This is a genomic window from Amycolatopsis aidingensis (assembly GCF_018885265.1).
In the GTDB taxonomy this organism is placed as follows: domain Bacteria; phylum Actinomycetota; class Actinomycetes; order Mycobacteriales; family Pseudonocardiaceae; genus Amycolatopsis; species Amycolatopsis aidingensis.
Map to the genome: position 1 here is coordinate 1454731 of NZ_CP076538.1, position 26197 is coordinate 1480927.

Sequence of the window (26197 nt, forward strand, 5' to 3'; positions counted from 1 at the left end):
CGGTTACGCGAGCGCGCGCGGACGCAGGCCCTTGGTGGCGAGCAGCTGCTCCAGCGGGGCCGCCTTGTGCAGGCACTCCCGCCACTCGGCCGCCGGGTCGGAGTCCGCGGTGATTCCGCCGCCGACCCCGAGCTCCAGCCAGCCCGCATGCAGTTCGAGGGTCCGGATGGCGACGTTCAGCTCCATCCCGGCCACCGGGGAGGCCAGCCCGATGGCGCCGGTGTAGACCCCGCGGGGCCGGTGCTCCAGCTCCGCGATGAGGTCGAGCGCGCGCAGCTTCGGAGCTCCGGTCACCGAACCGGGCGGGAAGGCGGCCCGCAGCAGGTCCGCGTCGTCCAGCCCCTCCCGCAGGCGTCCTTCCACTGTGGACTCCAGGTGCCACACGCCGGGCGCGGGTTTCACGGTGAGCAGTTCGAGGACGCCGACGCTGCCCACCTCGCACACCCGGCCGAGGTCGTTGCGCACCAGGTCGGTGATCATCACATTCTCCGCGACGTCCTTGGTGGACTCGCGCAGCCGGGCGGCCAGCGGATCGTCGGCGGGGCCCCGGCGCGGCAGGGTCCCCTTGATCGGGGTGGAGTACACCCGGCTGCCCCTGCGGGCGAGGAACAGCTCCGGCGACATCGAGGCGACCGCGCCCCACTCGCCCGCGAGGTAGGCGGCCCTGCGGGGGAGCAGGCCGCGCACGCCCTCGGCGAACAGCTCGGCGGGTTCGCCGTCGAAGGCACCGTCGAACCGGGTGCAGATATTGGCCTGGAACAGCTCGCCGGCCCGGATCGCCTGGATGCACTCGGACACCGCGTGCTGGTGCCCGGCCGCGGCCGGGCGGCGCAACCGCACCGGTGTCCAGCTGCTCCGCGGTGGCGGCGGCGCGGCGAGCAGCTCGTCCAGCTCGGCGGCGAGCTCGTGCGGATCGGGTGCATCCTCGGGCACCAGCGCCTCGAACCACCAGTGCGCGTCGGCGTCCTGGCGGAGTACGTGATCGGCCCAGCCCCAGACCGCCTTCGGCAGTGCGGAGCGGCCCCCGGCCGGATCGGCGAGCTGGTAGGAGAGGTAACCGAACCAGCCGCCGCCCACCGCGCCGCCGGGGCCGGACTCCGGCATCATCGGCTGCCGCGCGGGGATCTCGAAAGCCCGCTCGACCTCCCGCACCGGGGTGCAGGCCAGGGTCGGGGCGAGGATCGCGCGGGAGCCGAACCAGTCCCCGCACAACGCGGCCGGTGCGGGCAGGCCGAGGGAACGGGCGCGTGTGTCCAGTGACAGCAACGCCCGTTCCGGCGAGACCTGCGAGCGCAGCAGCCTGCGCACCAACCGCATACCGCCATTGTCGCCCGAGCACGCGGGGTCACCGGCCGCGCCCTCCCGCGTGCGGGGCGGCGCTAGAGCAGCAGGTCGGCGAGGGTGAACGGGTAGACGATGGCGTCCCGGCCGGGTTCGTGCTGGTGCAGGCTCAACCGGGAATGAAACCAGCCCGGTCTGCCGGGGATGCCGTTGTGCCTGGTGAGCCAGAGCATGACCTCGTCGTCCACCCACTTACCGGGACGCAGCCGGTGCAGCCAGTCGTCATATCCGGCGTAGACGAGAACCCTGCGTAGCTGGCTCGCGCCGCGCACGGCCTTGATCCAGGACCGGATGAAGCGGTCGTCCACGGCCGCCACCCGGACATCCAGCGCGGGCGCGAGGGCACCGGGAGCGAAGGCGCCGAGGGGGCGGGAGGTACGGACGAAGTGTTCCGCCTGCTCGCCTGCCGCGCCGGGGCGGGCGAAGTGACGTGCCCCGGTGTGCATGCCGACCCGCTGTGCGAGGCCGAGCTGTTTGCAGGCCGCCGAATCGGTCCAGTTCATGCCCTCGGTGATGGTGATACTGGCGAAGCGGACCCCAGCGGCGCGTACGGCGGCCCAGTCGCCCACGGTCTCGTGGTGCGACAGGTTGATCCCGCCCACGGTGTCCTGTTCGTCCATTACCGGCGAGGCTAACCCGCCGGTCGCGTCCGGCGTGGGATCACAAGGCACAGGCGCGTCCGCCGCGAACGGCCTGCGGATGGGCGCGGCTGGTTGCGGGGCCTGAACCTGACGAGCTTCAGGCCCCGCAACGGGGTCAGGCGTTCTCGCGCTGGAAGGTGCGGGCACCCCACAGCACGGCGAGCACCGTCATCACCAGCAGTACGACGCTGCCGGTGAACAGCGTGTCCATGCTGAAGTCACCGCGGAACACTCCGCGCTGCGCCTCCACCACGTGGCTGAACGGGTTGATCCGCGAGATCGCGTAGAGCCAGTCGGGCGCGAGCCCGGTGGTGATCGGGATCAGAATCCCGGACAGCAGCAGCAAGGGCAGCAGGATGACGTTCAACAGTGCCGGGAAGGCCTCCTCACTCTTCATCCGGAGCGCGAGGGCATAGGAGGAGGACGCGAGGGTGATCGCCAGCAGGGCCACGATCACCAGGCTGAGCAGCACTCCGCCGAGGGGAGCGTTCAGCCCGAACACGAGATAGGCCAGCAGGATCAGCAACACCGCCTGCACGACCGCCTGGATCGCGTTCATCACGACCTTGCCGAGCAGCAGCGCGAGCCTGCTCACCGGCGTGACCCGCAGCCGCTCGACCACCCCGGTGCGGTAGTCGGCCAGCAGCGCGAAACCGACGAACGAGCTGCCGAACAGTGCGATCATCACGATCAGCGCCGGGGTGAAGATCTGCCAGGCGTTTCCGGGTGGGAACCCCGGCGTGTTCTGCACCATTTTCTCCATCAGCGGCCCGAACAACACCAGGTACAGCAACGGCTGCATGATCTGGATCATCAGCCAGGTCGGGTTGCGGGTGCTGAGGATCAGGTCCCTGCGGAAGATCAGCCAGCTGTCACGCAACATGGGCGGCCTCCTCGGATTTTCCGGACGCGCTGGAGTCCCCGGCCGGCTGCTCCTCGGCATCGCGCAGCGTGCGGCCGGTCAGGGTGAGGAACACGTCGTCCAGGGTCGGCCGGTGCACCTGCATGGCCGTCATGCCGATCCCGGCGGCGTCCAGCGCCCTGAGCAGTTCCGGCATCGCGGTGTCCCCGCGCGGCACCCGGAACCGCACGCTGTCCTCGCCACGGGTCACCTCGTGCGCGCCGGCGAGCCTGCCGGCGATCTCGGCCGCCGCGGCCACCGACTCCGGTGGCACGCCGATCTCGACCCCGTCGCCGGAGACCCTGGACTTCAGTGAACTCGGGCTGCCCTCCGCGACGATCTCCCCGTTGTCGATCACCAGGATGCGGTCGCACAGCGAGTCGGCCTCGTCCAGGTAGTGGGTGGTCAGGAACAGCGTCACGCCCTGCTCCGCGCGCAGCCGCCGGATGTGTTCCCACAGGTTCGCCCTGCTCTGCGGGTCGAGCCCGGTGGTCGGCTCGTCGAAGAAGACCAGCTTCGGGTCGTGGATCAGCCCGAGCGCGATGTCCAGCCTGCGCCGCTGGCCACCGGAGAGCGTCTTGGTGAGCCGGTGATCCAGATTGGCGAGATCGAGCTGTTCGGTGAGCATGGCGCCGCGCCGGCGCGCTTCGGCCTTGCTCAGCCCGTACAGCATGCCCTGGAGCTCGATCTCCTCGGCCACCTTGTACTCCGGGGCGGTGCCCCCGCCCTGCGCGACGTAACCGATGCGCTTGCGTACCCCCACCGGGTCCCGCAACAGGTCGCAGCCCGCCACCGTGGCCTCGCCCGCGGTCGGGCGCAGCAAGGTGGTGAGCATGCGCAGCGTGGTGGTCTTTCCGGCCCCGTTCGGGCCGAGGAAGCCGACCAGTTCCCCCTCGGCGACATCGAGGTCGACGCCTTTGACCGCATGAACGTCGCCGCCGGTGCGGCCTCTGCGCCAGAACCGCCTGGCGAGGCCGCGTGCCTTGATCATGAGACCCCTCTTTCGTTAGTCAAACTTGACTAGTTGACGGCGACACTCTGCCGCGCCGGTCGTCGGTAGTCAAACTTGATTATTCGGCCGAGCCGGGTTCTCCGAAAGCGATTTCCGCGTCGTCGGCCAGCACGTACTCGCCGGCCTCCAGCCTGCCGATCAGCTCGCGCAGCCAGCCGACCTGCGCGTCCGCAAGGCGTTGCCACAGCCGGTACAGCTCGGCGACATGGTCCGGCGCGCCCCAGCCGACGCCTTCCTCCAGCAGCAGCCGCGCGCTGCGCTCGTGGGCCTCCAGCCGCACCAGTTGCAGGTTCAGCAGGTTGATCAGCTGCTTGCGGGGCAGCGTCGTCATCAGCGTGACCGCGGCCGAAAGGTCCTGCCCGCCCGGTCCCGGTTCGGCGAGGGCCTGCCCCAGCAGTACCTGGAACTCGGTCTCGCCGGTGCCGGTGAGCCGGTAGGCCACCCGTTCCGGTCCCGCCCCGCCCCGCTCGGTCTCCACCTGCTCGAGCAGGCCTTCGGTGGTCATCTTCTTCAGCGCGTGGTAGATCGAGCCAGGGTGGATGCTGGCCCACTTGTCGGCCGACCAGGTCTGCAGCTCACGGCGTACCTGATAGCCGTGTGCCTTGCCGTACATTCGCACGAGGCCGAGCACCAGCAGCCTGGTCGCGGACAAGGATCCTCCCGAGATGAAATACGCGAGACGCCCTCCGTAGGCTAAACACTCATGAGCACCCCCGTGTTGACAGCGGTGGCCTGGCCCTACGCCAACGGCCCCCGGCATATCGGCCATGTCTCCGGTATCGGCGTCCCATCGGACGTGTTCGCGCGGTACCAGCGAATGGCGGGCAACCGGGTGCTGATGATCTCCGGCAGCGATGAGCACGGCACGCCGATCCTGGTGCAGGCCGACAAGGAAGGGCTCACCCCCCGGCAGACGGCGGACAAGTACCACCGGGTGATCGCCGAGGACCTGCGCGGGCTCGGCGTGACCTATGACCTCTACACCCGCACCACCACCGGCAACCACGCGCAGGTGGTGCAGGAGATCTTCCTTGCCCTGTACCGCAACGGCTACGTGGTGCCGAAGACGACCACCGGCGCGATCAGCCCGTCCACCGGCCGGACCCTGCCGGACCGCTACATCGAGGGAACCTGCCCGATCTGCGGCTACGACGGCGCCCGTGGCGACCAGTGCGACAACTGCGGTAACCAGCTCGACGCCGCCGAGCTGATCAATCCGGTGTCCAGGGTGAACGGGGAGAAGCCGAAGTTCATCGAGACCGAGCACCTGTTCCTCGACCTGCCCGCGTTCACCGACTCGCTGGGCAAATGGCTGGCCACCCGGACCGGCTGGCGGTCCAACGTCCTGAACTTCACCCGGAACCTGGTGGACGACATGCGTCCCCGGCCGATCACCCGCGACCTGGACTGGGGCGTGAAGATCCCGCTGGACGGCTGGCGGGACGAGCCGTTGAAGCGGTTCTACGTCTGGTTCGACGCGGTGATCGGCTACTTCTCGGCCAGCGTCGAATGGGCCCGCCGCAGCGGGGAGCCGGACGCCTGGCGGCAGTGGTGGAACGACCCGGAAGCCGAGCTCGTGTACTTCATGGGCAAGGACAACATCACCTTCCACGCCCAGATCTGGCCCGCGCTGCTGCTCGGGCACAACGGGCAGGGGGACAAGGGTGGCGAGCCCGGCCCGTACGGCACGCTGAACCTGCCGACCGAGATCGCCTCCAGCGAGTTCCTCACCATGAGCGGTTCGAAGTTCTCCACCTCCCGCGGGACTGTCATCTACCTGCACGACTTCCTGCGCGAGTTCGGGCCGGACACCCTGCGGTACTTCATCTCGGCGGCAGGCCCCGAGACCCAGGACGTGGACTTCACCTGGGACGAGTTCACCCGCCGGATCAACTTCGAGCTGGCCAACGAGTGGGGCAACCTGGTCAACCGGTCCATCTCGATGGCGCACAAGAACAACGGGGCGGTGCCGAGGCCGCAGGCCCCGCGGGCCGCCGACGAGGAGCTGAAGGCGCTGTCCCGGCAGGCCTTCGACACCGTGGGCGAGAACCTGCGCCGTTCCCGGTTCCGGGCCGGGATCGGCGAGGCCATGCGGGTGGTGTCCGCGGCCAACAAGTACCTCTCCGAACAGGAGCCGTGGAAGCTGAAGGAGGACCCCGAGCGCAGGGACACCGTGCTGCACACCGCGCTGCAGGTGGTCTCGGACGCCAACACGCTGCTCACGCCGTTCCTGCCGCATTCGGCACAGAAGGTGCACGAGGCGATGGGCGGCACCGGGGTGTGGGCGGCCCAGCCGGAGCTGACCGAGGCCGAGGACCTGGACGTCCCCGGCCGGATCAACCCGATCCTCACCGGTGACTACGCGGCCGAGCAGGCGCGCTGGGAGTCGGTGCCGGTCGAGGTCGGCAGGCCGCTGGCCAAGCCGAGCCCGCTGTTCGCCAAGCTGGACCCGAAACTGGCCGAGACCGGACCGGAGTGGGCACCCATTGTCCAAGCGTGAACAGTCCAAGCGGGAACTGCCGCCGATCCCGGAGCCGCTTCCGGTGCCCGCCGTCGACTCGCACACCCATCTGGACGCCTGCGGGGCGGAGAACGCCGCCGAGGTCGCCGCGATGGCCGACCGGGCCGAACGGGCCGGGATCGCCAGGATGGTGACCGTGGCCGACGATCTCGCCGCCGCCCGCTGGGCCGCGCAGGCGTCCACATGGGACAGCAGGATTTTCGCCGCCGTGGCGATACATCCCACGCGCACCAAGGATTTCGGCGAGGACGAGAAATCCGAAGTGGAGCGTCTGGTCCAGGAGGATCGAGTGGTCGCGGTCGGCGAGACCGGCCTGGACTACTACTGGGACTACTCGCCGCCCGCGGCGCAGCAGGAGGCCTTCCGCTGGCATATCGACCTCGCCAAGCGGGTGGGCAAGCCGCTGATGATCCACGACCGGGATGCGCACGAGGACGTGCTGCGCATCCTGGACGAGGAGGGCGCACCCGATACGGTGATCTTCCACTGCTTCTCCGGGGACACCGGGATGGCCAGGCGGTGCGTGCAGGCGGGCTGGGTCCTTTCCTTCGCTGGCACCGTGACCTTCCGCAACGCGCGGGAGCTGCACGAGGTGGCCAAGCTGGTTCCGGCCGAGCAGTTCCTGGTGGAGACCGATGCGCCGTATCTCACCCCGCACCCGTTCCGGGGCAGGCCGGGGGAGCCGTACTGCGCCGCCTACACCGTGCGGGGCCTCGCCGAGCTGCGGAAACAGCCCGTCGAGGAGGTTGCCGCCGCGGCGAGCGCCAATGCCGATCGCGTGTTCCGCCTGCGCACAGTTACGGCGGGTTGAACACGTTGCGACATTCGAGCGAAGGCAAGCGGCAAGCCGGTGATGTGACGAGCGTCACGAGATTCCGGGGGGTGTTTGCGCAACCCGGCAGGCTTCGTTACTGTCCCGTGATCGTGCCGGTTGGTAGCTCAGCGTGGAGCTTCGGCAGGTACGCCCACAGTCACGTCAGTGCACGTCGGGGAACGCGGCACCGGGTTCGTCCCGGGTCGCTGGGGATGGCGCTGACTGCGGGAGCCGGACACAACGGCACGCTCGACGAGCGGGCCGAGAGGAAGGCAGTAGCTCACCCGGGCTCATTGGGCCTTTGGGCTTTTTCGCGAAAGGGATCGACCCTGTGACTGGTAGATACGGGCACGCTGGTGCGGGCTCTGGGGGCCTCGCGACGCTGGAGCGCCCGGACGGTGACGACTCCGGCGACTTCGACTACTTCGGCTACTCGCCGGAGCCCAACATCACCCCACAGGATGTGTTCGCCGCACTCGGGCCGGACGCCGACGACCTGATGGCCGAGGCCTCGGTCGACGTGGACGAGCTGATCCGGCTGGTCAACGCCGAGACCACCATGCTGCCGCCGATCGTCATTCCGGACGAGGCCAGCGAGGACCGGGTCGGCAAGACGGGTAAGAAAGCCAAGGCCAAGACCAAGACCGAGGAAGCAGCGGACGACCTCGAGGACGGCCTGGTCGCGGCCACCAAGAGCTGGAAGAAACGCTTCCTCAAGGGCACCATCCTCGCCGTCCTGATCACGCTGACCGGCGGTGGCGCCGCCGCGCTCGCGATGAACAAGAACGTCACCGTCAACGTCGACGGTGAGAACCAGACCGTGCGCAGCTTCGGCGACACGGTCGGCGAGGTGCTGGACGACGCCGGTCTCTCGGTCGGGGCGCACGACGCGCTCTCGCCCTCCCCACAGACCCAGGTCGGCGACGGTGGGGTCATCAAGCTGGAGCGGGGACGCAAGCTCAACGTCGTCGTGGACGGCACCGAGCGCGAGTCCTGGGTGCGCGCGACCACCGTCGGCGAGGCGCTGCAGCAGCTGGAGCTGTCCCATGTGCTGCGGGGCGGCAACGCCTGGATGTCGGCGCCCGCGGACGGCGAGGTCCCGCTCGAGGGGATGACCCTCGAGGTCAAGACGCTGAAGAACATCACCCTCTACGACGGCGGTAACGAGCCTCGCGAGCTGACCACGCACGCGGTCACCACCAAGGAGCTGCTCGGCGAGCTGCAGCTGACCCTCGGCCCGGAGGACGAGGCCGAGGGCGGCCTCGACTACAAGCTGCTGGACGGTGCCGAGGTGCACATCAGCCGTACCGGCGTCTCGGTGGTGAACGAGACCGAGACGATCGAGCCGGAAGTCCAGAAGATCAACGACTCGACCATGGAGAAGGGCACCGAGAAGGTCGAGGAAGAGGGCGAAGCGGGCGAGAAGATCGTCACCTACCGGGTGACGAAGAAGAACGACAAGGAAGTCGCCCGCGAGGAGCTCTCCACCAAGATCGTCAAGGAGGCCAAGCCCAAGGTCGTCCGGGTCGGCACCAAGGAGCCGGAGGTTCCGCCGGTGACCGGCGGCGCGGTATGGGACCGGCTGGCGGAGTGTGAGTCCGGCGGCAACTGGTCCATCAACACCGGGAACGGCTACTACGGCGGCCTGCAGTTCAACAAGGGCACCTGGGACGCCTACGGGGGCAGCCAGTACGCCGCCTACCCGCACCAGGCGAGCCGGGAGCAGCAGATCGCCATCGCCACCAAGCTGCGCGACGCGCGTGGCGGGTACGGTGCCTGGCCGTCCTGCTCGAGCAAGCTGGGCCTCCCGCGCTGAGCCTGCTGCGCCAGGTCCTAAGCTTGGCCGGTGGCTGAGTCGTCGGAAACCCTCCTGCTCGGGCCGTCCGAGATCCGGGGGCTGGCCGGCGAGCTGCACATCCGCCCGACCAAGAAGCTCGGGCAGAACTTCGTGCACGACCCGAACACCGTGCGCCGGATCGTCGAGCTCGCCGGGGTCGGCGCCGCGGATGTGGTGCTGGAGGTCGGTCCCGGGCTCGGTTCGCTGACCCTCGGCCTGCTCGATACCGGGGCGCGGGTGGCCGCCGTTGAGGTGGATCCGGTGCTGGCCGCCCGGCTGCCGGAGACCGTGCGGCGGCACGCGCCAGGGGTGTCCGGGCAGCTGACCGTGCTTCCCGCCGACGCGCTGCGACTGGCCGCAGCCGACTTGCCCGAGCCGCCCTCGGCACTGGTGGCCAACCTGCCCTACAACGTGGCCGTGCCCGTGGTGCTGCATCTGCTGGCCGAGCTGCCCTCGCTGGACCGCGGGCTGGTGATGGTGCAGACCGAGGTGGCCGACCGGATGGCGGCGGGCCCCGGCAGCAGGGTCTACGGGGTGCCGAGCGTGAAGCTGGCCTGGTACGGGCGGGCACGGAAGGTGGCAGCCGTGCCGCGGTCGGTGTTCTGGCCGGTGCCCAATGTCGACTCCGCCCTGGTGGCCTTCGAACGGTCCACGCCTCCTGCCGGGGCGGACCGGGGCACCGTGTTCGCCGCCATCGACGCCGCCTTCGCCCAGCGGCGCAAGACCCTCCGCGCCGCGCTGGCCGGCTGGGCCGGCTCGGCGGCTCGCGCCGAGGCCCTGCTCACCGCCGCCGCCATCGACCCGCGCACCCGCGGCGAGCAGCTCACCATCCACGACTTCGCCCGCCTCGCCGCTGTGGGGCGGGTGTGATGTCGGTCAAGAGGCTTGCGTTGCCGGGGGCTTTTCCGGTCTACTTTTAGCGGTATCCATCCCGAGCGGCTGAGAGACCTGGATCGCAGATGCCGCAGCAACCACCCGGAGGCGGGCAGGTGCTACAGCCAGGACCGATGGAGGAATCCGTGTACAGGTCCCGAATGCTCACCCGGCGCCGAGTAGTCGACGAGTGCCGTCGCACGGTCAGTGCGTGTCGTCGCCAGACCGCCTTCGCCTGATTCCGTTTCCCGTACTTCTGCCGCACCGCGCACAGCAAGCGGTGCACCCCGGTGACGGTGGCGCGCCGGACACGGCCGCGCCCGTGTGCTTTGGAGCATCGTGATCACAGTCGAAAACCTCAGTAAGTCCTTCCGCAGCGATCGCGCCGCCGTGGTGGCGTTGCGCGATGTCAGCCTCGAGATCGGTGCGGGTTCCCTCTACGGCGTCCTCGGCCCCGCGGGCGCGGGCAAGTCCACCCTCGCGCGGTGCGTGGCACTGCAGGAGCGGCCGGATCGCGGCACGGTCCGGCTGGACGGGCTGAATACCGGAACCCTGGACGGGCGACGGTTACGCGAGTTACGCCGACAGGTCGGGGTGGTGGACACCCAGGCCGGGTTGCACGCCGAGCGCACCGTGGCCGGGAACGTCGCCGCGCCGCTGGAGCGGCTCAGGGTGGACGGCCCCGGGCGGCGGGACCGGGTGGGCAAGCTGCTGGACCTCGCCGGGCTCACCCGGCGGGCCACGCAGAGCCCCGGTGAGCTTTCGGTCGGCCAGCGCAGGCGCACCGAGATCGCCAGGGCATTGGTCACCGGACCTTCCGTGCTGCTCGCCGACGACCCGACCGCGGGGGTCGACACCGAGGAGTCCGCCGCCGTGCTGACCGTGCTGGACCGGGCCCGTGCCGAGCTCGGCGTCACCGTGGTGCTCACCACCCCGGACGGGAACGTGGCCCGCCGGGTGTGCGAGGACGTCGCGTTGCTGGACCAGGGGGCGCTGGTGGAAAGCGGCAACCTGCTCGGCCTGCTTTCCGATCCGGGCAGCAGGGCCGCGCGTCAGCTGCTGCCCGCGATCGAGACGAGCCCGGCGCAGGCCGCGGCCTACGACCGGGTGGTGGACGTGGTGCTGGTGGGCTTCGCCGCCGTGGGCGCCCTGCTGCCGGAGGCCGCGGGCCGGTTCGGCACCGAGTTCGCCACCATCGGCGGTGGGCTCACCAGGGTCGGCGACACCCCCGTCGCCCGGTTCCGGCTCGGCCTGCGCGGGGACCAGGCCGATGCGGCACTGTCCTGGATCGCCGAGCGGGGCGCGCACGTCAGCCACGCGGCGCGCGGCCTGCAGGGCGTCGCGGCCTGAGGCTCCAGGGGAACCTGGTCACCAGCCGTTGCGTAGGAAGCTGCGTTCGCTGAAGTCCTCGTCGTCGTGGTCCTCGGCTTCGGTGGTGGGCCGGGTCCCCCGAGCTGCGCCTTCCCCGGCCGGTGCTGCCCCGGCCCGTGCTTCCTCGGCCTGTGCTTCCTCGGCCTCGGCCTCCGCCATGCCGCGGGCGATGCCGGGGCCACTGGCGGCGAACAGCTCCCGCACCTCGGGGGCGGCCTCGGCGCGGCCCATGGCCACGTCCGTCCAGGTGGCGCGGCCTTCCTCGACCGCACGCGCCACCGCTTTCAGCTTCTCCGGCGCGTCCTCCCGCCGGGCCGCCTCGGCGAGCTGCTCGGGGTCGACCGCGGGTGTGTCCGGGACCTCCATCTGCTCGACCCGGATTCGCTGCGTGCGGAAGTCGGCGAGCGCGGACTCGAAGGAGTTCAGCGCCGACCGCATGTGTGGTGGAACGTAGTCAGGCACTGGGCCTCCTCGGGTCGGGGCCGACACTGTAGTCCTCCTCGGGCACCTCACTCAGCGCGTCGGCGTCGGAGAGCGCGGCCAGGTCCGCTGTGATGCTCACCCCGGTCTGCACCTGCTCGACCTTGTCCATGATCGGGGCCATCTTCTCCTCGACCTTCCCTTCGACGAACCCCATCGGGTCCTGCGCGGCCTCGACCACGGTCCGGACCTGCTCGATCACAGTGTTCAGCGAGTCGATGAGAGCCTTGGCCTCGTTGATGATGTCGATGGCCGCGCGCACCGCGTCGATGATCTTGATCCAGCCGTAGCCCGGGACCCACGAGGACGCCGCGGCCTGCGCGATCTTGTCCACCGCTCGCTTGAGTGTGGTGACCATGAACTCGGCGACCCGTTCGACCTCACCGGCCACGGCGGTGTAGACGTGGCCGACCAGCCGGTTGATCGGCCCCTCCAGCTCGATCGCGCTGGCGATCTTGTTCGCGTGCTCCTGGAAGGCGGCCGCCGCGCCACCGCTCCAGTTCGCGTCCAGCCTGCCGAGCTGCGAGGTGAGGTTGCCCGCGACGACCTCCGCCCCGTTTCCGGTCTGGGTGAGCACCTCACCGGCGCGGGAGAGCTCGGTCCAGTTCCCGGACATCGGCTCGACGAGTGCGCTGACCGGGCTCCAGCCGGTGAGGAAGGCGATCGCGTCGTCGACGCCGTTGATCAGCCCGCCGACCTCGTCGAGCAGCCCGCGGATATCCGCGTCCTGGTGCTCGGGCGCGTCGAGCGAGGGTTCCTCGCCCGGCGAGTAGGAGACGGGGTCCGGGAAGTCCTTGTACCCGGTCGGCCTTCCGGGCATGGTCGGGTCGTTGAACTCCTGGTAGGCCGCCTCCTCCTGGCCGGTGTACATCCAGGCCGCGCGATTGAGCTCAGTGGACATGCCGTTGAACAGGTCCACCCGGTTGGCGAGACGGACGGACGTCTCGTGCGCGTAGGTGTCCACCGGTGTCTTGATCCAGGACATCACTCCGGTGAACCCGGTGTCCGGCCGTGCCTCCTTGTGGACGTGCCCCATCAACGAGGCCGTCTGGTTCGCGAGTTCACCGGCAAGGACCGAAAACCCGGCCAGATGTCCTTCCTTGACCGAGAATCCATCCGGCATGTTCCCCCCTAGAATGTTGTGGCCGCCCGATTGACCGGTTCAGCTGATCTACTGGGACTGCGCAGCACCATAGCCGAGGATGGCGTCGGTCGCGTGGCGAACGCCGAATCCAACGTAGAGGGATGGAGAAAGGTGACGATGAGCCGAGCGGGAAAGCTCATTACCGTCATCGCGATCGCGGGCACCGTGGGGCTCGCAGGCTGCGGTGGTGGCGAGGGCGGATCGTCCGATCAGGACCCTGCGTCCGGACAGTCCACATCGGGTGGAGCTCCGCCCGCAGGGCAGGCTTCCTGGCAGCAGCAGGACCCGTGCGGCCTGCTGACGGCGGAGGACACGGCCGAGTATCTCGGTGCCGGTGCCGGCGAGGGCAGGCGGACCGACGATATGGGCAGGCCGCGCTGCGAGTGGAGCGGCGAGGGCGCGGGCCGGATCAAGCTCACCATCTGGCAGCCACCGGCCCCGGACATCGTCACCGGCGGGGGCAAGGACACGGTCCCGGTCGGGGACACCACCGGCTACATCACCTCCGAGACCGAGCTCAGCTGCCATATGGACGTGCAGGCCGAACCCGCGTTCCTCCAGTTCGATGTGCGCACCTCCGACACCGAGGCCGGTCAGCGGGACTTCTGCGCGAAGGTGGCGCAGACCGCGCAGCAGGTGCTGACCACGCTCGGCTGGTGACCCGGCCGGGTCAGCCCTGCCGCCCGCCGCGCGCGAGCAGCGCGACGCCCAGTGCGGCCGCCGCGACCACCCCCGCGCCCCAGCCACTGGCCACGGCGTAACCGTGCACGGTCGCGGCTGCCGGGCTGCCCGACCCGGTGACCGCGTCGGTGGCCGCCGCCGCGATCGCGTTCAGGGTCGCGGTGCCGAGTGAGGCACCCACCTGCTGCGAAGTGGTGATGAACGCCGAGGCCGCGCCGGTCTCATGGGTGGCGACTCCGCTGGTCGCGGTGTTCAGCACGGTCGGCATGGCAAGGCCCGCCCCGCAGCCGAGCAGCACCTCGGCAGGCAGCACCAGGCCGAGATAGGAGCTGTCCGGGGTCAACTGGGTCAGCACGGCCAGCCCGAGGGCGAGCAGCAGCAACCCGCCCGCCAGCAGGGGCCGTGGTCCGGTACGGGGCAGCAGCCTGCCGGACAGCCGGGTCGCGACCAGGATGTTCGCCCCCACCAGCGGCAGGAAGGCCAGCCCTGCGACCAGTGGGCCGTAACCCATGATCGCCTGTAGCTGGAAGGTGAGGAACAGGAACATCCCGAACATCCCGAAGGCGGCGAGCCCGACGGTCAGGAAGGCGGCGGCCCGGGACCGGTGGGTGACCACCCCGAGCGGCAGCAGGGGGTGCGCCGCCCGCCGCTGCCGGAAGGTGAAGGCCACCAGCAGCACCACGGCCGCCGCGAGCATCCCGAGCACCGGCGCCGACCCCCAGCCGTTCTCGCCGGCCTCGGCCAGCCCGTAGACCAGCGCGACGATCCCGCCACCGCCGAGCACGGCGGAGATCCAGTCCAGCCGAGTCTCCCGGTGCCCGCGCACCCTGGGCACCAGCACCCAGGCCGTGGCGAAGGCGATAACGGCGATCGGCAGGTTGATGTAGAGGCACCAGCGCCAGTTCAGGTACTCCGTCAGGGCCCCGCCCGCGACCAGCCCGAGCGCGGCCCCGGACATCATGATCGCGCCGAAGATCCCGAACGCCCGCGCCCGCTCCCGCGGCTCGGTGAAGGTCAGGGTCAGCAGGGACATGGTGGAAGGGGCCAGCAGCGCGGCGAAAACGCCCTGCCCCGCCCGTGCGGCGATCAGCAGTTCGGTGCTGCCCGCGGCGCCGCCGAGGGCGGAGGCCAGTGCGAACCCCGCCATCCCGGCCAGCAGGGTGGTGCGTCTGCCGAGCCGGTCGGCCAGCCGCCCGCCGAGCAGCAGCAGGCCACCGAAGGCCAGGGTGTAGGCGGTGATGGTCCACTGCCGCGCGGTGTCGGACATGCCGAGGTCACGCTGGGCGGAGGGCAGGGCGATGGTCACCACGGTCATGTCGATGACGACCAGCAGCTGCGCGAGGCCGAGCGCGGCCAGGGTCAGCCATCGGCGCCGGGCCTGCTCCCGATCGGCGGCGGGCGCACTGGTGATCAGCGAGGTCAAGGAGGGATCCCCTCTACGGCGTGAATGGGGCAAGGCACAGCGGGTAAGCTGCGAGACGAGGACCATTACTTACCGGCCGGCAAGTAATGGTGAGACCAGGCTAGCGAAAACTAGCCGGTCGTCAAGTAAGTTTTGGCGTCCGAGCGTGCGGGAGAAGGTGGCGATGGCTGGACGGCGCACCGACACCAGGGAGAACATCCAGCGGATCGCGCTCGAGTTGTTCACCGAGCAGGGCTACGAACGCACCTCGTTGCGGGAGATCGCCGATCGGCTTGGTGTCACCAAGGCCGCGCTCTACTACCACTACCGCACCAAGGACGACATCATCCGCGGCCTGATCGACGACCTCGGTGAGCAGCTGGACGAGGTGATCGCCTGGGGGCGGACCCAGCGGGACCCGGACCAGCTGCGGATCGGCGTGTTGCAGCGGTTCGCCGCGCTGGTGGAGAGCAGGGTCGGCGCGCTGATGCGCTGCATGCAGCAGAACCAGGCCGCGATGCGGGAGCTGGACGTCAAACATGTGCTGACCGGTCGGCTGTCCGAACTGTCCGAACTGCTCTGCGCGCAGGAGACCGACCCGGCCACGCAGCTGCGCATCCGGCTCTCGCTGATCGCCGTACTGTTCGGGCACAACATGATGTTCGGTGGCGGGATCAGCGTGCCCTACGACTCCGAGGTCGTCCTCGGCGTCGCGGTGGACCTGGCCGCCACACGTGAGCCGGCGCCGCCGACAGCCACGTAGGCTGGACTCGTGCTCGCCGTCGTCCCGCCACCAGTCACCGTCCGGGTGCCCGCGAAGGTCAACCTGCACCTGTCGGTCGGCGACGCACGCGCGGACGGCTACCACGAGCTGACCACCATCTTCCAGGCATTGTCGCTGTGCGACGAGGTCACCGTGGCCGCAGCCGAGGAACCCGGGATCGAGGTGTACGGCGAGGGGCAGGGCTCCGTGCCGACCGGTGGCAACAATCTCGCCTGGCGGGCCGTGCAGGCACTGGCCGCGGAGGCGGGCAGGCCGGAGGACGAGCTCAAGGTCCGGGTCGTACTGCGCAAGGGAATCCCGGTGGCGGGCGGGATGGCGGGCGGCAGCGCTGATGCCGCGGCCACCCTGGTGGGACTGGCCTCGCTGTGGCGGCTCGAGCTCACCAGGGACGAGCTGGCCGAGATCGGCGCCAAGCTGGGCAGCGATGTGCCCTTCGCGCTCTACGGCGGTACCGCGCTGGGCACCGGGCGGGGTGAGCAGCTGGTCCCGGTGCTGGCCCGGCACACCTTCCACTGGGTACTGGCCTTCGACCAGCGCGGACTTTCCACCCCGCGGGTGTTCGGCGAGCTGGACCGGCTGCGATCGGCGGGCGACCCACCCCGGGTCGGCTCGCATGATCCGGTGGTGGAGGCGCTGGCCTCCGGCGACCCGCGCCAGCTCGCCCTGCTACTCGGAAACGACCTGCAGGCGGCCGCGGTGTCCCTGCGGCCGGGGCTGCGCCGCACGCTGCGGGCCGGGGTCAGCGCGGGGGCGCTGGCCGGGACCGTGTCCGGTTCCGGGCCGACCTGCGCGTTCCTGTGCGTGGACGCCGAATCGGCGCTGGCGGTGGCCGCCGAGCTCTCCGGGGCCGGGGTGTGCCGCACGGTGCGGGTGGCACACGGCCCGGTGCCGGGCGCCAGGGTGATGGGCGGCGACGAGTCGCCACGCCCCGTGCCGCCCCAGGCCCATGCCTGAGATTCTGTGCGGTGCATGGCGGAGCACGGATGACTTCCCCTATCTGGAAAGGGTCTAGCGGTTTCGATGGCCAACCTGATCAACCTGGAGTCGGTGAGCAAGTCCTACGGGGTGCGCCCGTTGCTGGACAAGGTGTCGCTCGGGGTCGGTGCGGGCCAGCGGATCGGCGTGGTCGGCCTCAACGGTGGCGGGAAGACCACGCTGCTCGAGGTGCTCGCCGGGATCACTGAGCCGGACGCGGGCAGGGTGAGCCGGGTCGGTGGGCTGCGGCTGGGTGTGGTCACCCAGCGCACGGACCTGCCCGAGGGCAGCACCGTGGGTGAGGTCGTACTGGCTGACTACACCGCCGAGTACGAGTGGGCGGCCGACCCGCGCGTTCGGTCTATTGTGGACGGACTGGGGATTTCGGCGCTGGGGCTGGACAACGCGACCTCGACACTGTCCGGAGGGGAGCGCAGGAGGGTCGCGCTGGCCGCCGCGCTGGTGGCCGAGCTCGACCTCGTGGTGCTGGACGAGCCGACCAACCACCTCGACGTCGAGGGCGTGCGCTGGCTGGCCGAGCATCTCAAGGCCCGCAAGACCGCGCTGGTGGTGGTCACCCACGACCGCTGGTTCCTGGACACGGTCTGCGGCCGTACCTGGGAGGTGGTGGGCGGCCGGGTCGAGCAGTACGAGGGCGGTTACGCGGACTGGGTCTACGCTCGCGCCGAGCGCGCCCGGCTGGCCGCGAACGCGGAGGAGAAGCGCAAGAACCTGGCACGCAAGGAACTCGCCTGGTTGCAGCGTGGCGCCAAGGCCCGCACCTCGAAGCCGCGCTACCGGGTGGAGGCGGCCGAGGCGCTGATCGCCGATGTGCCGCCGCCAAGGGATACGGTGGAGCTGCTCACCTTTGCCAAGCGCAGGCTGGGCAAGACCGTGCTGGAACTGGAGGACGTCACCCTCACCGCGGGGGATCGCCCGCTGCTGGCGGACGCCACCTGGCGGGTCGGCCCCGGCGACCGGATCGGCCTGGTCGGGGTGAACGGCTCGGGTAAGACCACCCTGCTGCGCCTGCTGGCCGGGGAGACCGAGCCCGCCGTGGGCAGGCGTATCCAGGGCAAGACGGTGCGGCTGGCGCACCTGCGCCAGGAACTGGACGATCTTCCTGGGGACCTGCGGGTGTTGCAGGCCGTGGAGGAGATCGCCGCCAGGGTCACCATCGGCAAGCAGGAGCTTTCCGCATCCCAGCTGGCCGAGAAGCTCGGCTTCCCGCCAGCCCGGCAGTGGACACCGGTGCGGGACCTCTCCGGTGGCGAGCGCAGGCGGCTCCAGCTGGTCCGGCTGCTGATGGCCGAGCCGAACGTGCTGCTGCTGGACGAGCCCACCAACGACCTGGACATCGACACCCTGCAGCAGCTGGAGGACCTGCTCGACTCCTGGCCGGGCACGCTGGTGGTGGTCTCGCACGACCGCTACCTGGTGGAGCGGGTATGCGACGCCGTGGTGGCGCTGTTCGGCGACGGGAAGGTGACCCACCTGCCCGGCGGGATCGAGGAGTACCTCTCCCGCCGGTCCGCGGCGGCCGAAGCGCGGCCGCAGGGCAAGCAACAGGGCAAGCAGCAGGAGCAGGCGAAGCCGGGCGCGGCGAAGTCGAGTGCCGCCGAGTGGCGGGCCGCGGCCAAGGAGCTGTCCAAGCTGGAACGGCGGCTGGACACCTTGCACAAGAAGGAAACCGAGCTGCACGACGCCCTCGCCGCGGCGGCCACCGACCCGGACCGGTTGCAGGAGCTGAACAACGAGCTCAAGGCGGTGCTCGCGGAGAAGGACGAAGTGGAGGAACGCTGGCTGGAGACCTCCGAGGTTGTCGAGTAAGCCTGGTCACGGCCGGTGGGTAGGGTTAACGCATGAGTCGGTTCGTGGAAACGATGGTCGCGTCGGCGACGGCGCCGGCGGATGGCGGCCGGCAGCGCGGCATGGTCACCGGCGAGCCGGGGGAGCCGGTCCGCCGGACCTGGGGTGAGGTGCACGAACGGGCCCGCCGGGCGGCGGGCGCGCTGGTCGATGGCGGGCTCGGCAGGGGAGACGCGGTGGCCGTGCTGGCCGCAGCTCCCGCGCTGATCGCGCCGACCGTGCAGGCCGTCTGGCTGGCCGGCGGCAGCGTCACCATGCTGCACCAGCCGACCCCGCGCACCGATCTTGCCGAGTGGGCCGAGGACACCGTGCGGGTGCTCGGCATGATCGGTTCCCGGCTGGTGCTGCTGGGCGAGCCCTTCGACCAGCTCGCACCGGTGCTCACCGAGCACGGGATCGCCTTCCGGATGATCACCGACCTGCTCGAAGGGGAGCCGCTGGCCGAGCCGGTGCCGACCGGCGAGGACGACCTGGCGCTGCTGCAGCTCACCAGCGGTTCCACCGCGGAGCCCAAGGCGGTGCGGATCACCCACCGCAACCTGCTGGCGAACATGAGCGCGATGGTCGAGGCCGCGGAGTTCGTCTTCGCCGAGGACGTGATGGTGTCCTGGCTGCCGACCTTCCATGACATGGGCATGGTGGGCTTCCTGACCCTGCCGATGACCTTCGGGGTCGAGCTGATCAAGGTGACCCCGGTCGAGTTCCTTTCCGGGCCGCTGATCTGGCCCGAGCTGATCAGCAGGTACCGCGGTACCGCCACCGCCGCGCCCAACTTCGCCTACGCCATCGTGGGCCGCCGGATGGCCAAGGTCGATGACGACACCGCCTACGACCTCACCAGCCTGCGCATCGCGCTGAACGGGGCCGAACCGATCGACGAGGGCGCGGTCCGCACCTTCACCGAAGCCGGTGCCCGGTTCGGGCTGGACCCCAGGGCGGTGTTCCCCGCGTACGGGATGGCCGAGTCGACGCTGGCGGTGTCCTTCGTGCCGGTGGGCACGGGGCTTTCCGTGGACGTGGTCGAGGCGCATGCACTGGAGGCCGAGCAGCGCGCGGTCCCGGTACCCGAGGACGACCCGCGCCGCGGGACCGAGGAGGTCCGCTCCTTCGCCAGGCTGGGCAGGCCGCTGCCCGGCCTGGAGGCCGAGATCGTGGACGAGCGGGGCAACCGGCTGGCCGAGCGCGAGGTCGGCGAGATCCGGCTGCGCGGCGTGGCGGTGACCCCGGGCTACCTCACCATGGACGGTCCGATGCCCACCCAGGACGCCGATGGCTGGCTCGCAACCGGTGACCTCGGCTACCTGGTGGACGGCCAGATCATCATCTGCGGCCGGGCCAAGGATGTGATCATCATGGGCGGCCGCAACATCTACCCGACCGACATCGAACGCGCCGCAACCTCGGTGGATGGGGTACGGGCCGGCAACGCGGTGGCCGTGCGGATCGACGCGGGCACCAAGCGGGAGCGGTTCGCCGTGGTGCTGGAGTCGAAGCTGGCCGGGGAGGCCGAGGCCGAGCGCGCGCTGGCCAAGGAGGTCTCCGCGCGGGTGCGGGACGCGGTGGAGATCCGTCCCTACTCCGTGGTCGTGCTGGCGCCGGGCAACCTGCCCAAGACGCCTTCGGGCAAGGTGAAGCGGGCGGCCACGGCCAGCCAGTACGCCGAGCGGATCGCGGGGAACTCGGGTTCGTAGCCGTTACTTGGGGACGACTACTTGGGGACGACCCTGCGCCACAGCGGCTTGCGGGCGTGGCTGTGCTCCAGAGCGGGGGCGATGTAGGGACTTCCCGGCCCGGCGGTGCCCGCGGATACGCCCACCTGCTGGGCGGCCAGGGTGCTCTCCACCAGCCGGAGGAAAGCGTCCACGGCGGCCTCGTCGTAGCCGCGCCTGCCCAGCGGCGCACGGCTGAAGGAGACCTCGTGCACGACGGCGGCCGAGATGTTGTCCTCGCCCTCCAACGTGGCGGCTACCCGGTCCAGGAACTTGTCGACCTGGACCTCGTTGTAGCCCCTGGTGCCGAGCGCGGCCCTGGGAAAGCGCACGTTGTGGACGTCCTCAGCGGTCACTGCCATGATTGCCCCCGGGGGATGGGAGTTGGATGGGTTACAGGTGTTCCCTGTCCGGTGCGGGCCGGGAGGTGACCCGGTCTGCGTGGCCTTGGTGCTCGTCCACTGCGGGCGAGTCCTCCCGCGCGGCAGGCACGCGGTGCGCGTCCCCGCTCAGCCCGCTGCGGCCGAGCAGTTCCTCCTCGGCGGCGTCAAGGAAAGCGTCGACCTCCCGCTCGTCGTAGCCCCGCCTGCCGATGATGGGCCGGGAGAACTCGACATGGTGGATCTCGGCCGCGGTCAGGTCGTCCTGGCCGGACAATGTCTGCGCGATGCGCCGGACGAAGGCGTCGACTTCCTCCTTGGCGTAACCACGGCGGCCGATCGGGGCGGTGCCGAAGTCCATGCTGTGGGCATCGTCGGCGGTCAGCGACATCGGGGCTCTCTTCCAGGCGGGCGGTATGCGTGCCGCCTTCCGTGGTAGCCGGTCACGGACCGATCACGCCAGGGGCGGGCACCGCGTCGACTCGAATAGGGGCGTAAGTGACCGCGTTTGGGTGAGCGCTCGGATACGCACCGTTAACTACCCACACCGCTCGGGGGTGATCAGGATCTCCATGCGCGCTGCCGGTCAGGCAACGTGGAAGGTGTTCTGCGCGGCGGCCAGGCCGCTGGCGACCAGCGCCTCGGCGGCGTCCGCGCAGCGATCGAGGTGCAGCGGGAGTTCCTTGCGCTGCACGACCGAGAAGTCCTTCAGCACGTAGTCCGCGGGGTCCATCCGGCCGGAAGGGCGGTCGACGCCGAACCGGATCCGGTAGTAGTCCTTCGTGCCCAGTGACTTCGTGATGGAGCGGAGTCCATTGTGGCCGTTGTCGCCGCCGCCGAACTTCAGCCGCAGCGCGCCGAAGGGCAGGTCGAGCTCGTCGTGCACGACGACCACCGATTCCGGGCCCACCTTGAAGAACCGCGCGGTGCCTGCCACCGGCCCGCCGGAGAGGTTCATGTACGAACGCGGTTTCACCAGCACGACCTTGCGCCCGGCGAGCCTGCCCTCCAGCACCTCGGCCCCGCCCTTGTGCGCCTTGAACTTTCCGCCGATCCGGGCCGCCAGCTCGTCCAGTACGAGGAACCCGACATTGTGCCGGTTGCCCGCATAGCGGGGCCCCGGATTGCCGAGGCCGACGAGCAGCACCAGCTCGCCGGCCCCGGGCAGATCCTGCGTCACAGGTCCGACCCTACTCGGCGGCGGACTCGCCCTCCGCCTTGTCCTCGACCACGCCGGCACCCTCGGTGTCGACGTCGGCCTCCATCGACTCCTCGGTCGGCGCCTCGTTCACGCCGACCACCAGGTACTCGGGGTCGGTGGTCAGCTCGGCGCCAGGGGGCAGCGGGACCTGCGCGGCCAGGATCTGGGTGCCTGCCTCGGCACCCTCGACGGAGACCTCGACCTGCTCCGGGATGTGCAGCGCCTCGACCTCGATCTGCACATGGTCCAGCTCGTGGTGGACCAGGGTGCCCGGGGCCGGGTTGCCGGTCAGCACGACCGGGATGTCCACGGTGACCTTCTCGCCCCGCTTCACCACGAGCAGGTCCACGTGCTCGATGTAGTTCTTCAGCGGGTGCACGGTGATGGTCTTGGTCAGGGCGAGCTCGGTGCCCTTCTCGGCCTTCTCCTTGGCGCCCGCGACATCCAGGGTGAGCACGGCGTTCTGGCCGTTGTCCCGGATGACCCTGGCGAACTCCACGGCGGGCAGGGAGAGATGCCGCGGGTCGGCGCCGTGGCCGTAGAGCACCGCGGGGATCTTGCCTGCGCGGCGGGTGCGGCGCGCTGCGCCCTTGCCGAACTCGGTGCGCGGTTCGACGGTCAGACGTACCTCGGACACGGTGGTGCTCTCCTTGCGTGGGGATCAGGCCTGTTGCGGGTGGTTGTTCGGCGGCGAATCCACGGTGCCGCAGGCACGACGTGCGCAGCGCGTGGCAACTCGAGCCGCCGCGTCGATCACGTCGGGCACCGGGGGAGCCCGCCTCGCCGAGACAACCTGCACAGTCTAGAGCAGGCTTTTTGCCGTCCCCACAGGGGCCTTACTCGCCGGCCAGTTCGCGGATGACCGAGGCGAAGTCCTCCATCGCCGGTTCGAACACGGTCAGGTAGCTGAAGCCGTAGCGCTCCCGGCGTTCCCGCAGCAGGTCGGCCATCCTGGCAGGCTCGCCGGCCAGCAGCTGGGGCGCGGCGAGCAGTTCCTCCGGGCCGAGGCCCAGCTGCGGGATCTGCGCCGCCCAGCTTTCCAGGCCCGCTCGCGGGTCCTCGGTCCGCAGCACGTGCTGGACCAGCAGGTTCGGCTCGATCTCCGCCACACGCTCGCCTGCCTGCTCGTGCAAGAAGGCCACGCGCTCGGCCAGCTCCGCCGCGGTGGCCAGCCGGAAGGTGCCGGGTGGGTGGCCGGGCACCTGGCGCAGTCCGCTGAATCCGGCGATCGTGGCGTGCCGGGCGGCCAGGCTGAGCATCCCGTCGCTGTTGCCCGCGATCAGCAGCGGGGGAGCGGGGGCGTCCTCCTCGGCGAACCGGCTCCGCAGCTCCGCCAGTGCTCGTTCGAGGAAGTCGATGCGCTCGGCGGCAGGCCACCATGGCAGGCCCGCGTCCTCGAACTCCGATTTCATGTGCCCGGCGCCGACACCCAGATCGAGCCGCCCGCCGGTGAGTTCCGCCGTGGTGCGGACCTCCCTGGCCAGCAGCGTCGGGTTGTAGAACGGCACATTCAGTACGAACGGCACGAACCGGACTCGTTCGGTCACCGCGGCCGCGGCGGCGAACGCCGGAAACGGGGCGGGCCTGCCGGGGCCGAGGTGATCGGATACGGCGACGACGTCGTAGCCGAGCTCCTCCGCCCGGAGGCATTTCGCGTACCACTCCGCGGGGCTGCCGATCGTGCGCAGGCTTACCCCGAACCGAAACCGTCGCATGCCGGCGAACCTACCCGCGGCCCGCAGCCCCCGCCGCCCCGTTCGCTCACGGCAGTCAGGCGCTGCCGTCGAAGAGGCTGGTGACGGAGCCGTCCTCGAAGACCTCCTGGATCGCGCGGGCCAGCAGTGGCGCGATGGACAGCACGGTCATCTTCGGGAACCGCTTCTCCTCCGGGATCGGCAGCGTGTTGGTGACGATCACCTCGCGGGCCTTGCAGTTGGCCAGCCGCTCGGTGGCCGGGTCGGAGAGGATCCCGTGCGTGGAGGCGATCACCACGTCCGAGGCGCCGGCGTCGAGCAGGGCCTCGGTGGCCTTCACGATCGTGCCGCCGGTGTCGATCATGTCGTCGATCAGCACGCACAGCCTGCCCTGCACGTGGCCGACCACCCGGTTGGCCACGGCCTGGTTCGGCTGCTCGGGGTCGCGGGTCTTGTGGATGAACGCGATCGGCCGGTCGCCGAGCTGCTGTGCCCACTTCTCGGCCAGCCGCACCCGGCCGGAGTCCGGGGAGACGACCGTGATGTCGGCCTTGCCGTAGGTCGCGGTGATGTGGTCGGCCAGCACCGTCTGCGCGAGCAGGTGGTCCACCGGGCCGTCGAAGAAGCCCTGGATCTGCGCGGTGTGCAGGTCCACGGTGAGGATCCGGTCCGCGCCAGCGGTCTTGAACAGGTCGGCGACCAGCCGCGCCGAGATGGGCTCGCGGCCCTTGTGCTTCTTGTCCTGCCGCGCGTACGGGTAGAACGGCATGATCACGGTGATCCGCTTGGCGCTACCGCGCTTGAGCGCGTCCACCATGATCAGCTGTTCCATCACCCACTCGTTGATCGGGGTGCAGTGGCTCTGGATCACGAACGCATCGGAACCGCGCACGGACTCCTGGTACCGCACGAAGATCTCGCCATTGGCGAAGTTGTGCGCGGTCTGCGGGGTGACCGTGACGCCGAGGTGCTTGGCCACCTCGTCGGCCAGCTCGGGGTGCGCTCGCCCGGAGAACAGCATCAGGTTTTTCTTCGGTGTACCGGACTTTGGGCTCATTGTTGCGACTCCCCGTCGTCTGCTGCGTTCTCCAGGTGCCCCTGGTTGTGCTGATCTTCCTGCTGTGCGGCGAGGGCGGCCTCGGCAGCCTCCGCCGCTGAGCTGCCCGGCCTGCGCCGCGCGACCCAGCCCTCGATATTGCGCTGCGGACCCCCTGAGACTGCCAGCGCTCCCGGCGGCACGTTCCGCCGCACCACCGTCCCTGCCCCGCTGTAGGCACCATCACCGACGGTGACCGGCGCTACGAACATGTTGTCCGATCCGGTTCGGACATGCGAACCGATCGTGGTGTGCTGCTTGCGCTCCCCGTCGTAGTTGACGAAGACGCTGGAAGCGCCGATGTTGCTGTACTCGCCGATGGTCGCGTCCCCGACGTAGGTCAGGTGCGGCACCTTGGTGCCCTTGCCGATATCGGCCTTCTTCGTCTCCACGAAGGTGCCGATCTTCCCTTCGTCCCCGAGCCGGGTGCCCGGCCGCAGATAGGCGAACGGCCCGACCGAGCAGCCCGCTCCCAGCACTGCCCCGGACCCGTGGGTGCGGACCACGCTGGCCCCCGCACCGACCGTGACATCGGTGAGCGTGGTGTCCGGGCCGATGGTGGCGCCCTCGCCGACGGTCGTGCCGCCGTGCAGCTGCACCCCCGGTGCGATGGTGACGTCGCGGGCCAGGGTCACCCCGGCGTCCAGCCAGGTGGTCGCGGGGTCGACCACGGTGACCCCGGCGCGCTGCCAGTGCCGCACGAGCCGCCGGTTCAGCTCGGCGCCGACCGTGGCCAGCTGGACCCGGTCGTTCACCCCCTCGGTCAGCCACGGGTCGTCCACCACCAGCGCGCCCGCCTTCCTGCCGTCGTCACGGGCGATCCCGAGCACGTCGGTCAGGTACAGCTCACCCTGCGCGTTGTCGGTGGAGAGCCGGGAGAGCGCGTCGGCGAGCACCGCGGCGTCGAAGGCGTACACCCCGGAGTTGATCTCGGTGATGCTCAGCTGCTCCTGGGTCGCGTCCTTGTGCTCCACGATCCCGGTCACCGCACCGGTGGCGTCCCGGACGATCCGCCCGTAGCCGGAGGGTTCCGCGACCACCGCGGTGAGCACGGTGACCGCGTTGCCGCTGTCCCGGTGCTCGGCAAGCAGTTCGGTGAGCGTTGCGGTGTCCAGCAGCGGGGTGTCCCCGTAGCTGACCAGCACGGTTCCGGTGAGGTCGGCGGGCAGTTCGGCGAGCGCGCAGGACACCGCGTGCCCGGTGCCGCGCTGGCTTTCCTGCACCGCGGTGGACACCGGCCGTCCGAGCGCCTTGCCCACCTGGTCCAGCTGCTCGGTGACCGCCTCGCGCCCGTGCCCGACCACCACCAGCAGGTGCTCGGGGCTCAGCCCGGCCGCGGCGCGCACGGCGTGCTCGACCAGCGACCGCCCCGCGATCGGGTGCAGCACCTTCGGGGTGGCGGAACGCATCCGGGTGCCCTCACCGGCGGCGAGGATCAACGTGCTCAACGGGCCGGTCACGGCACTCCTCA

The 26197-nt window shown here is 70.4% G+C and carries 25 protein-coding genes and 1 riboswitch; of the genes, 10 read left to right on the forward strand and 15 right to left on the reverse strand.

What is annotated here, in order from left to right; genetic code table 11:
• Nucleotides 1-3: 3 nt before the first annotated feature.
• From KOI47_RS07025 to KOI47_RS07045, 5 genes are all read right to left on the reverse strand, one after another.
• A complete protein-coding gene (locus tag KOI47_RS07025) occupies nucleotides 4-1317 on the reverse strand; it encodes an aminodeoxychorismate synthase component I (RefSeq protein WP_216215043.1) in 1314 nt (437 codons plus the stop codon).
• A 62-nt stretch (nucleotides 1318-1379) separates the two neighbouring features.
• Nucleotides 1380-1961: a GH25 family lysozyme gene (locus KOI47_RS07030; RefSeq protein ID WP_216215045.1), complete on the reverse strand. Its 582-nt coding sequence runs from the start codon at nucleotides 1959-1961 to the stop codon at nucleotides 1380-1382.
• A gap of 136 nt (nucleotides 1962-2097) precedes the next feature.
• Nucleotides 2098-2865: an ABC transporter permease gene (locus KOI47_RS07035; protein ID WP_216215047.1), complete on the reverse strand. Its 768-nt coding sequence runs from the start codon at nucleotides 2863-2865 to the stop codon at nucleotides 2098-2100.
• Nucleotides 2855-3874 (reverse strand): ATP-binding cassette domain-containing protein, encoded by a 1020-nt coding sequence (locus tag KOI47_RS07040; RefSeq protein ID WP_216215049.1) that lies wholly within the window; start codon nucleotides 3872-3874, stop codon nucleotides 2855-2857. Before KOI47_RS07040 ends, KOI47_RS07035 begins: the two co-directional genes overlap by 11 nt.
• 79 nt (nucleotides 3875-3953) lie before the next feature.
• A complete protein-coding gene (locus KOI47_RS07045; RefSeq protein WP_216215051.1) occupies nucleotides 3954-4547 on the reverse strand; it encodes a PadR family transcriptional regulator in 594 nt (197 codons plus the stop codon).
• 51 nt (nucleotides 4548-4598) lie between these two features.
• On the opposite strand from KOI47_RS07045, the gene metG reads away from it, so the two are divergent.
• The 5 genes from metG (at nucleotide 4599) to KOI47_RS07070 (ending at nucleotide 11290) form a co-directional block, all read left to right on the forward strand.
• Entirely contained in the window at nucleotides 4599-6395 is a 1797-nt protein-coding gene (metG, locus tag KOI47_RS07050) for a methionine--tRNA ligase (RefSeq protein ID WP_216215053.1), read from the forward strand.
• Complete coding sequence (locus KOI47_RS07055; RefSeq protein WP_232376590.1) at nucleotides 6382-7227, forward strand: TatD family hydrolase; 846 nt, start codon at nucleotides 6382-6384, stop codon at nucleotides 7225-7227. Before metG ends, KOI47_RS07055 begins: the two co-directional genes overlap by 14 nt.
• Before the next feature lie 334 nt (nucleotides 7228-7561).
• Nucleotides 7562-9046: a transglycosylase family protein gene (locus KOI47_RS07060; RefSeq protein ID WP_408629895.1), complete on the forward strand. Its 1485-nt coding sequence runs from the start codon at nucleotides 7562-7564 to the stop codon at nucleotides 9044-9046.
• 30 nt (nucleotides 9047-9076) lie between these two features.
• Nucleotides 9077-9937 (forward strand): 16S rRNA (adenine(1518)-N(6)/adenine(1519)-N(6))-dimethyltransferase RsmA, encoded by an 861-nt coding sequence (gene rsmA / locus KOI47_RS07065; protein WP_232376591.1) that lies wholly within the window; start codon nucleotides 9077-9079, stop codon nucleotides 9935-9937.
• Between the two features lie 53 nt (nucleotides 9938-9990).
• A riboswitch (SAM riboswitch) is annotated at nucleotides 9991-10081 on the forward strand.
• Nucleotides 10082-10279: 198 nt separating this feature from the next.
• Nucleotides 10280-11290 (forward strand): methionine ABC transporter ATP-binding protein, encoded by a 1011-nt coding sequence (locus tag KOI47_RS07070; protein ID WP_216215055.1) that lies wholly within the window; start codon nucleotides 10280-10282, stop codon nucleotides 11288-11290.
• A gap of 18 nt (nucleotides 11291-11308) precedes the next feature.
• Here the strand turns inward: KOI47_RS07070 and KOI47_RS07075 are convergent, their stop codons facing one another.
• Both KOI47_RS07075 and KOI47_RS07080 read right to left on the reverse strand, forming a co-directional pair.
• Entirely contained in the window at nucleotides 11309-11773 is a 465-nt protein-coding gene (locus KOI47_RS07075) for a hypothetical protein (protein ID WP_216215057.1), read from the reverse strand.
• On the reverse strand, nucleotides 11766-12914 hold the full coding sequence (locus KOI47_RS07080; RefSeq protein ID WP_216215059.1) for a WXG100 family type VII secretion target: 1149 nt from the start codon (nucleotides 12912-12914) through the stop codon (nucleotides 11766-11768). Before KOI47_RS07080 ends, KOI47_RS07075 begins: the two co-directional genes overlap by 8 nt.
• 138 nt (nucleotides 12915-13052) lie before the next feature.
• On the opposite strand from KOI47_RS07080, the gene KOI47_RS07085 reads away from it, so the two are divergent.
• Complete coding sequence (locus KOI47_RS07085) at nucleotides 13053-13595, forward strand: DUF3558 family protein (protein WP_216215061.1); 543 nt, start codon at nucleotides 13053-13055, stop codon at nucleotides 13593-13595.
• A gap of 10 nt (nucleotides 13596-13605) precedes the next feature.
• Here the strand turns inward: KOI47_RS07085 and KOI47_RS07090 are convergent, their stop codons facing one another.
• Nucleotides 13606-15039 (reverse strand): DHA2 family efflux MFS transporter permease subunit, encoded by a 1434-nt coding sequence (locus KOI47_RS07090; protein WP_232376592.1) that lies wholly within the window; start codon nucleotides 15037-15039, stop codon nucleotides 13606-13608.
• Nucleotides 15040-15202: 163 nt separating this feature from the next.
• On the opposite strand from KOI47_RS07090, the gene KOI47_RS07095 reads away from it, so the two are divergent.
• The 4 genes from KOI47_RS07095 (at nucleotide 15203) to KOI47_RS07110 (ending at nucleotide 20337) form a co-directional block, all read left to right on the forward strand.
• On the forward strand, nucleotides 15203-15781 hold the full coding sequence (locus KOI47_RS07095) for a TetR/AcrR family transcriptional regulator (protein ID WP_216215064.1): 579 nt from the start codon (nucleotides 15203-15205) through the stop codon (nucleotides 15779-15781).
• A 9-nt stretch (nucleotides 15782-15790) separates the two neighbouring features.
• Nucleotides 15791-16756, forward strand: coding sequence for a 4-(cytidine 5'-diphospho)-2-C-methyl-D-erythritol kinase (locus KOI47_RS07100; RefSeq protein WP_216215066.1), 966 nt, complete (start codon nucleotides 15791-15793; stop codon nucleotides 16754-16756).
• A 66-nt stretch (nucleotides 16757-16822) separates the two neighbouring features.
• The gene (locus tag KOI47_RS07105) at nucleotides 16823-18607 is read left to right on the forward strand and encodes an ABC-F family ATP-binding cassette domain-containing protein (protein ID WP_216215068.1); all 1785 of its coding nucleotides are present in this window, start codon (nucleotides 16823-16825) and stop codon (nucleotides 18605-18607) included.
• A gap of 32 nt (nucleotides 18608-18639) precedes the next feature.
• Nucleotides 18640-20337 (forward strand): fatty acyl-AMP ligase, encoded by a 1698-nt coding sequence (locus tag KOI47_RS07110; RefSeq protein ID WP_216215070.1) that lies wholly within the window; start codon nucleotides 18640-18642, stop codon nucleotides 20335-20337.
• A 17-nt stretch (nucleotides 20338-20354) separates the two neighbouring features.
• On the opposite strand, the gene KOI47_RS07115 is transcribed toward KOI47_RS07110, so the two are convergent.
• The 7 genes from KOI47_RS07115 to glmU all read right to left on the reverse strand — a co-directional run bounded on the left by KOI47_RS07115 (nucleotide 20355) and on the right by glmU (nucleotide 26186).
• Entirely contained in the window at nucleotides 20355-20717 is a 363-nt protein-coding gene (locus KOI47_RS07115; RefSeq protein ID WP_216215072.1) for a DivIVA domain-containing protein, read from the reverse strand.
• A gap of 31 nt (nucleotides 20718-20748) precedes the next feature.
• Complete coding sequence (locus tag KOI47_RS07120; protein WP_216215073.1) at nucleotides 20749-21126, reverse strand: DivIVA domain-containing protein; 378 nt, start codon at nucleotides 21124-21126, stop codon at nucleotides 20749-20751.
• A gap of 195 nt (nucleotides 21127-21321) precedes the next feature.
• Nucleotides 21322-21915, reverse strand: a complete 594-nt coding sequence (gene pth, locus KOI47_RS07125) for an aminoacyl-tRNA hydrolase (RefSeq protein WP_216215075.1) — start codon at nucleotides 21913-21915, stop codon at nucleotides 21322-21324.
• A gap of 10 nt (nucleotides 21916-21925) precedes the next feature.
• Nucleotides 21926-22573 carry a 50S ribosomal protein L25/general stress protein Ctc gene (locus tag KOI47_RS07130; protein ID WP_216215077.1) on the reverse strand — a complete coding sequence of 216 codons (648 nt, stop codon included), beginning with the start codon at nucleotides 22571-22573 and terminating at the stop codon, nucleotides 21926-21928.
• 199 nt (nucleotides 22574-22772) lie between these two features.
• Nucleotides 22773-23651 carry a TIGR03621 family F420-dependent LLM class oxidoreductase gene (locus tag KOI47_RS07135; protein WP_216215078.1) on the reverse strand — a complete coding sequence of 293 codons (879 nt, stop codon included), beginning with the start codon at nucleotides 23649-23651 and terminating at the stop codon, nucleotides 22773-22775.
• Between the two features lie 55 nt (nucleotides 23652-23706).
• Nucleotides 23707-24687 carry a ribose-phosphate diphosphokinase gene (locus KOI47_RS07140; protein WP_216215081.1) on the reverse strand — a complete coding sequence of 327 codons (981 nt, stop codon included), beginning with the start codon at nucleotides 24685-24687 and terminating at the stop codon, nucleotides 23707-23709.
• Nucleotides 24684-26186, reverse strand: a complete 1503-nt coding sequence (glmU, locus tag KOI47_RS07145) for a bifunctional UDP-N-acetylglucosamine diphosphorylase/glucosamine-1-phosphate N-acetyltransferase GlmU (protein WP_216215082.1) — start codon at nucleotides 26184-26186, stop codon at nucleotides 24684-24686. Before glmU ends, KOI47_RS07140 begins: the two co-directional genes overlap by 4 nt.
• Between the last annotated feature and the right edge of the window lie 11 nt (nucleotides 26187-26197).

Excerpts from the sequence above, each read along its gene's own strand:
- KOI47_RS07025 (WP_216215043.1), bottom strand. The coding sequence starts at position 1,317 with ATGCGGTTGGTGCGCAGGCTGCTGCGCTCGCAGGTCTCGCCGGAACGG.
- KOI47_RS07030 (WP_216215045.1), bottom strand. The coding sequence starts at position 1,961 with ATGGACGAACAGGACACCGTGGGCGGGATCAACCTGTCGCACCACGAG.
- KOI47_RS07035 (WP_216215047.1), bottom strand. The coding sequence starts at position 2,865 with ATGTTGCGTGACAGCTGGCTGATCTTCCGCAGGGACCTGATCCTCAGC.
- KOI47_RS07040 (WP_216215049.1), bottom strand. The coding sequence starts at position 3,874 with ATGATCAAGGCACGCGGCCTCGCCAGGCGGTTCTGGCGCAGAGGCCGC.
- metG (WP_216215053.1), top strand. The coding sequence starts at position 4,599 with ATGAGCACCCCCGTGTTGACAGCGGTGGCCTGGCCCTACGCCAACGGC.
- KOI47_RS07080 (WP_216215059.1), bottom strand. The coding sequence starts at position 12,914 with ATGCCGGATGGATTCTCGGTCAAGGAAGGACATCTGGCCGGGTTTTCG.
- KOI47_RS07085 (WP_216215061.1), top strand. The coding sequence starts at position 13,053 with ATGAGCCGAGCGGGAAAGCTCATTACCGTCATCGCGATCGCGGGCACC.
- KOI47_RS07095 (WP_216215064.1), top strand. The coding sequence starts at position 15,203 with ATGGCTGGACGGCGCACCGACACCAGGGAGAACATCCAGCGGATCGCG.
- KOI47_RS07105 (WP_216215068.1), top strand. The coding sequence starts at position 16,823 with ATGGCCAACCTGATCAACCTGGAGTCGGTGAGCAAGTCCTACGGGGTG.
- KOI47_RS07110 (WP_216215070.1), top strand. The coding sequence starts at position 18,640 with ATGAGTCGGTTCGTGGAAACGATGGTCGCGTCGGCGACGGCGCCGGCG.
- KOI47_RS07115 (WP_216215072.1), bottom strand. The coding sequence starts at position 20,717 with ATGGCAGTGACCGCTGAGGACGTCCACAACGTGCGCTTTCCCAGGGCC.
- KOI47_RS07120 (WP_216215073.1), bottom strand. The coding sequence starts at position 21,126 with ATGTCGCTGACCGCCGACGATGCCCACAGCATGGACTTCGGCACCGCC.
- KOI47_RS07135 (WP_216215078.1), bottom strand. The coding sequence starts at position 23,651 with ATGCGACGGTTTCGGTTCGGGGTAAGCCTGCGCACGATCGGCAGCCCC.
- KOI47_RS07140 (WP_216215081.1), bottom strand. The coding sequence starts at position 24,687 with ATGAGCCCAAAGTCCGGTACACCGAAGAAAAACCTGATGCTGTTCTCC.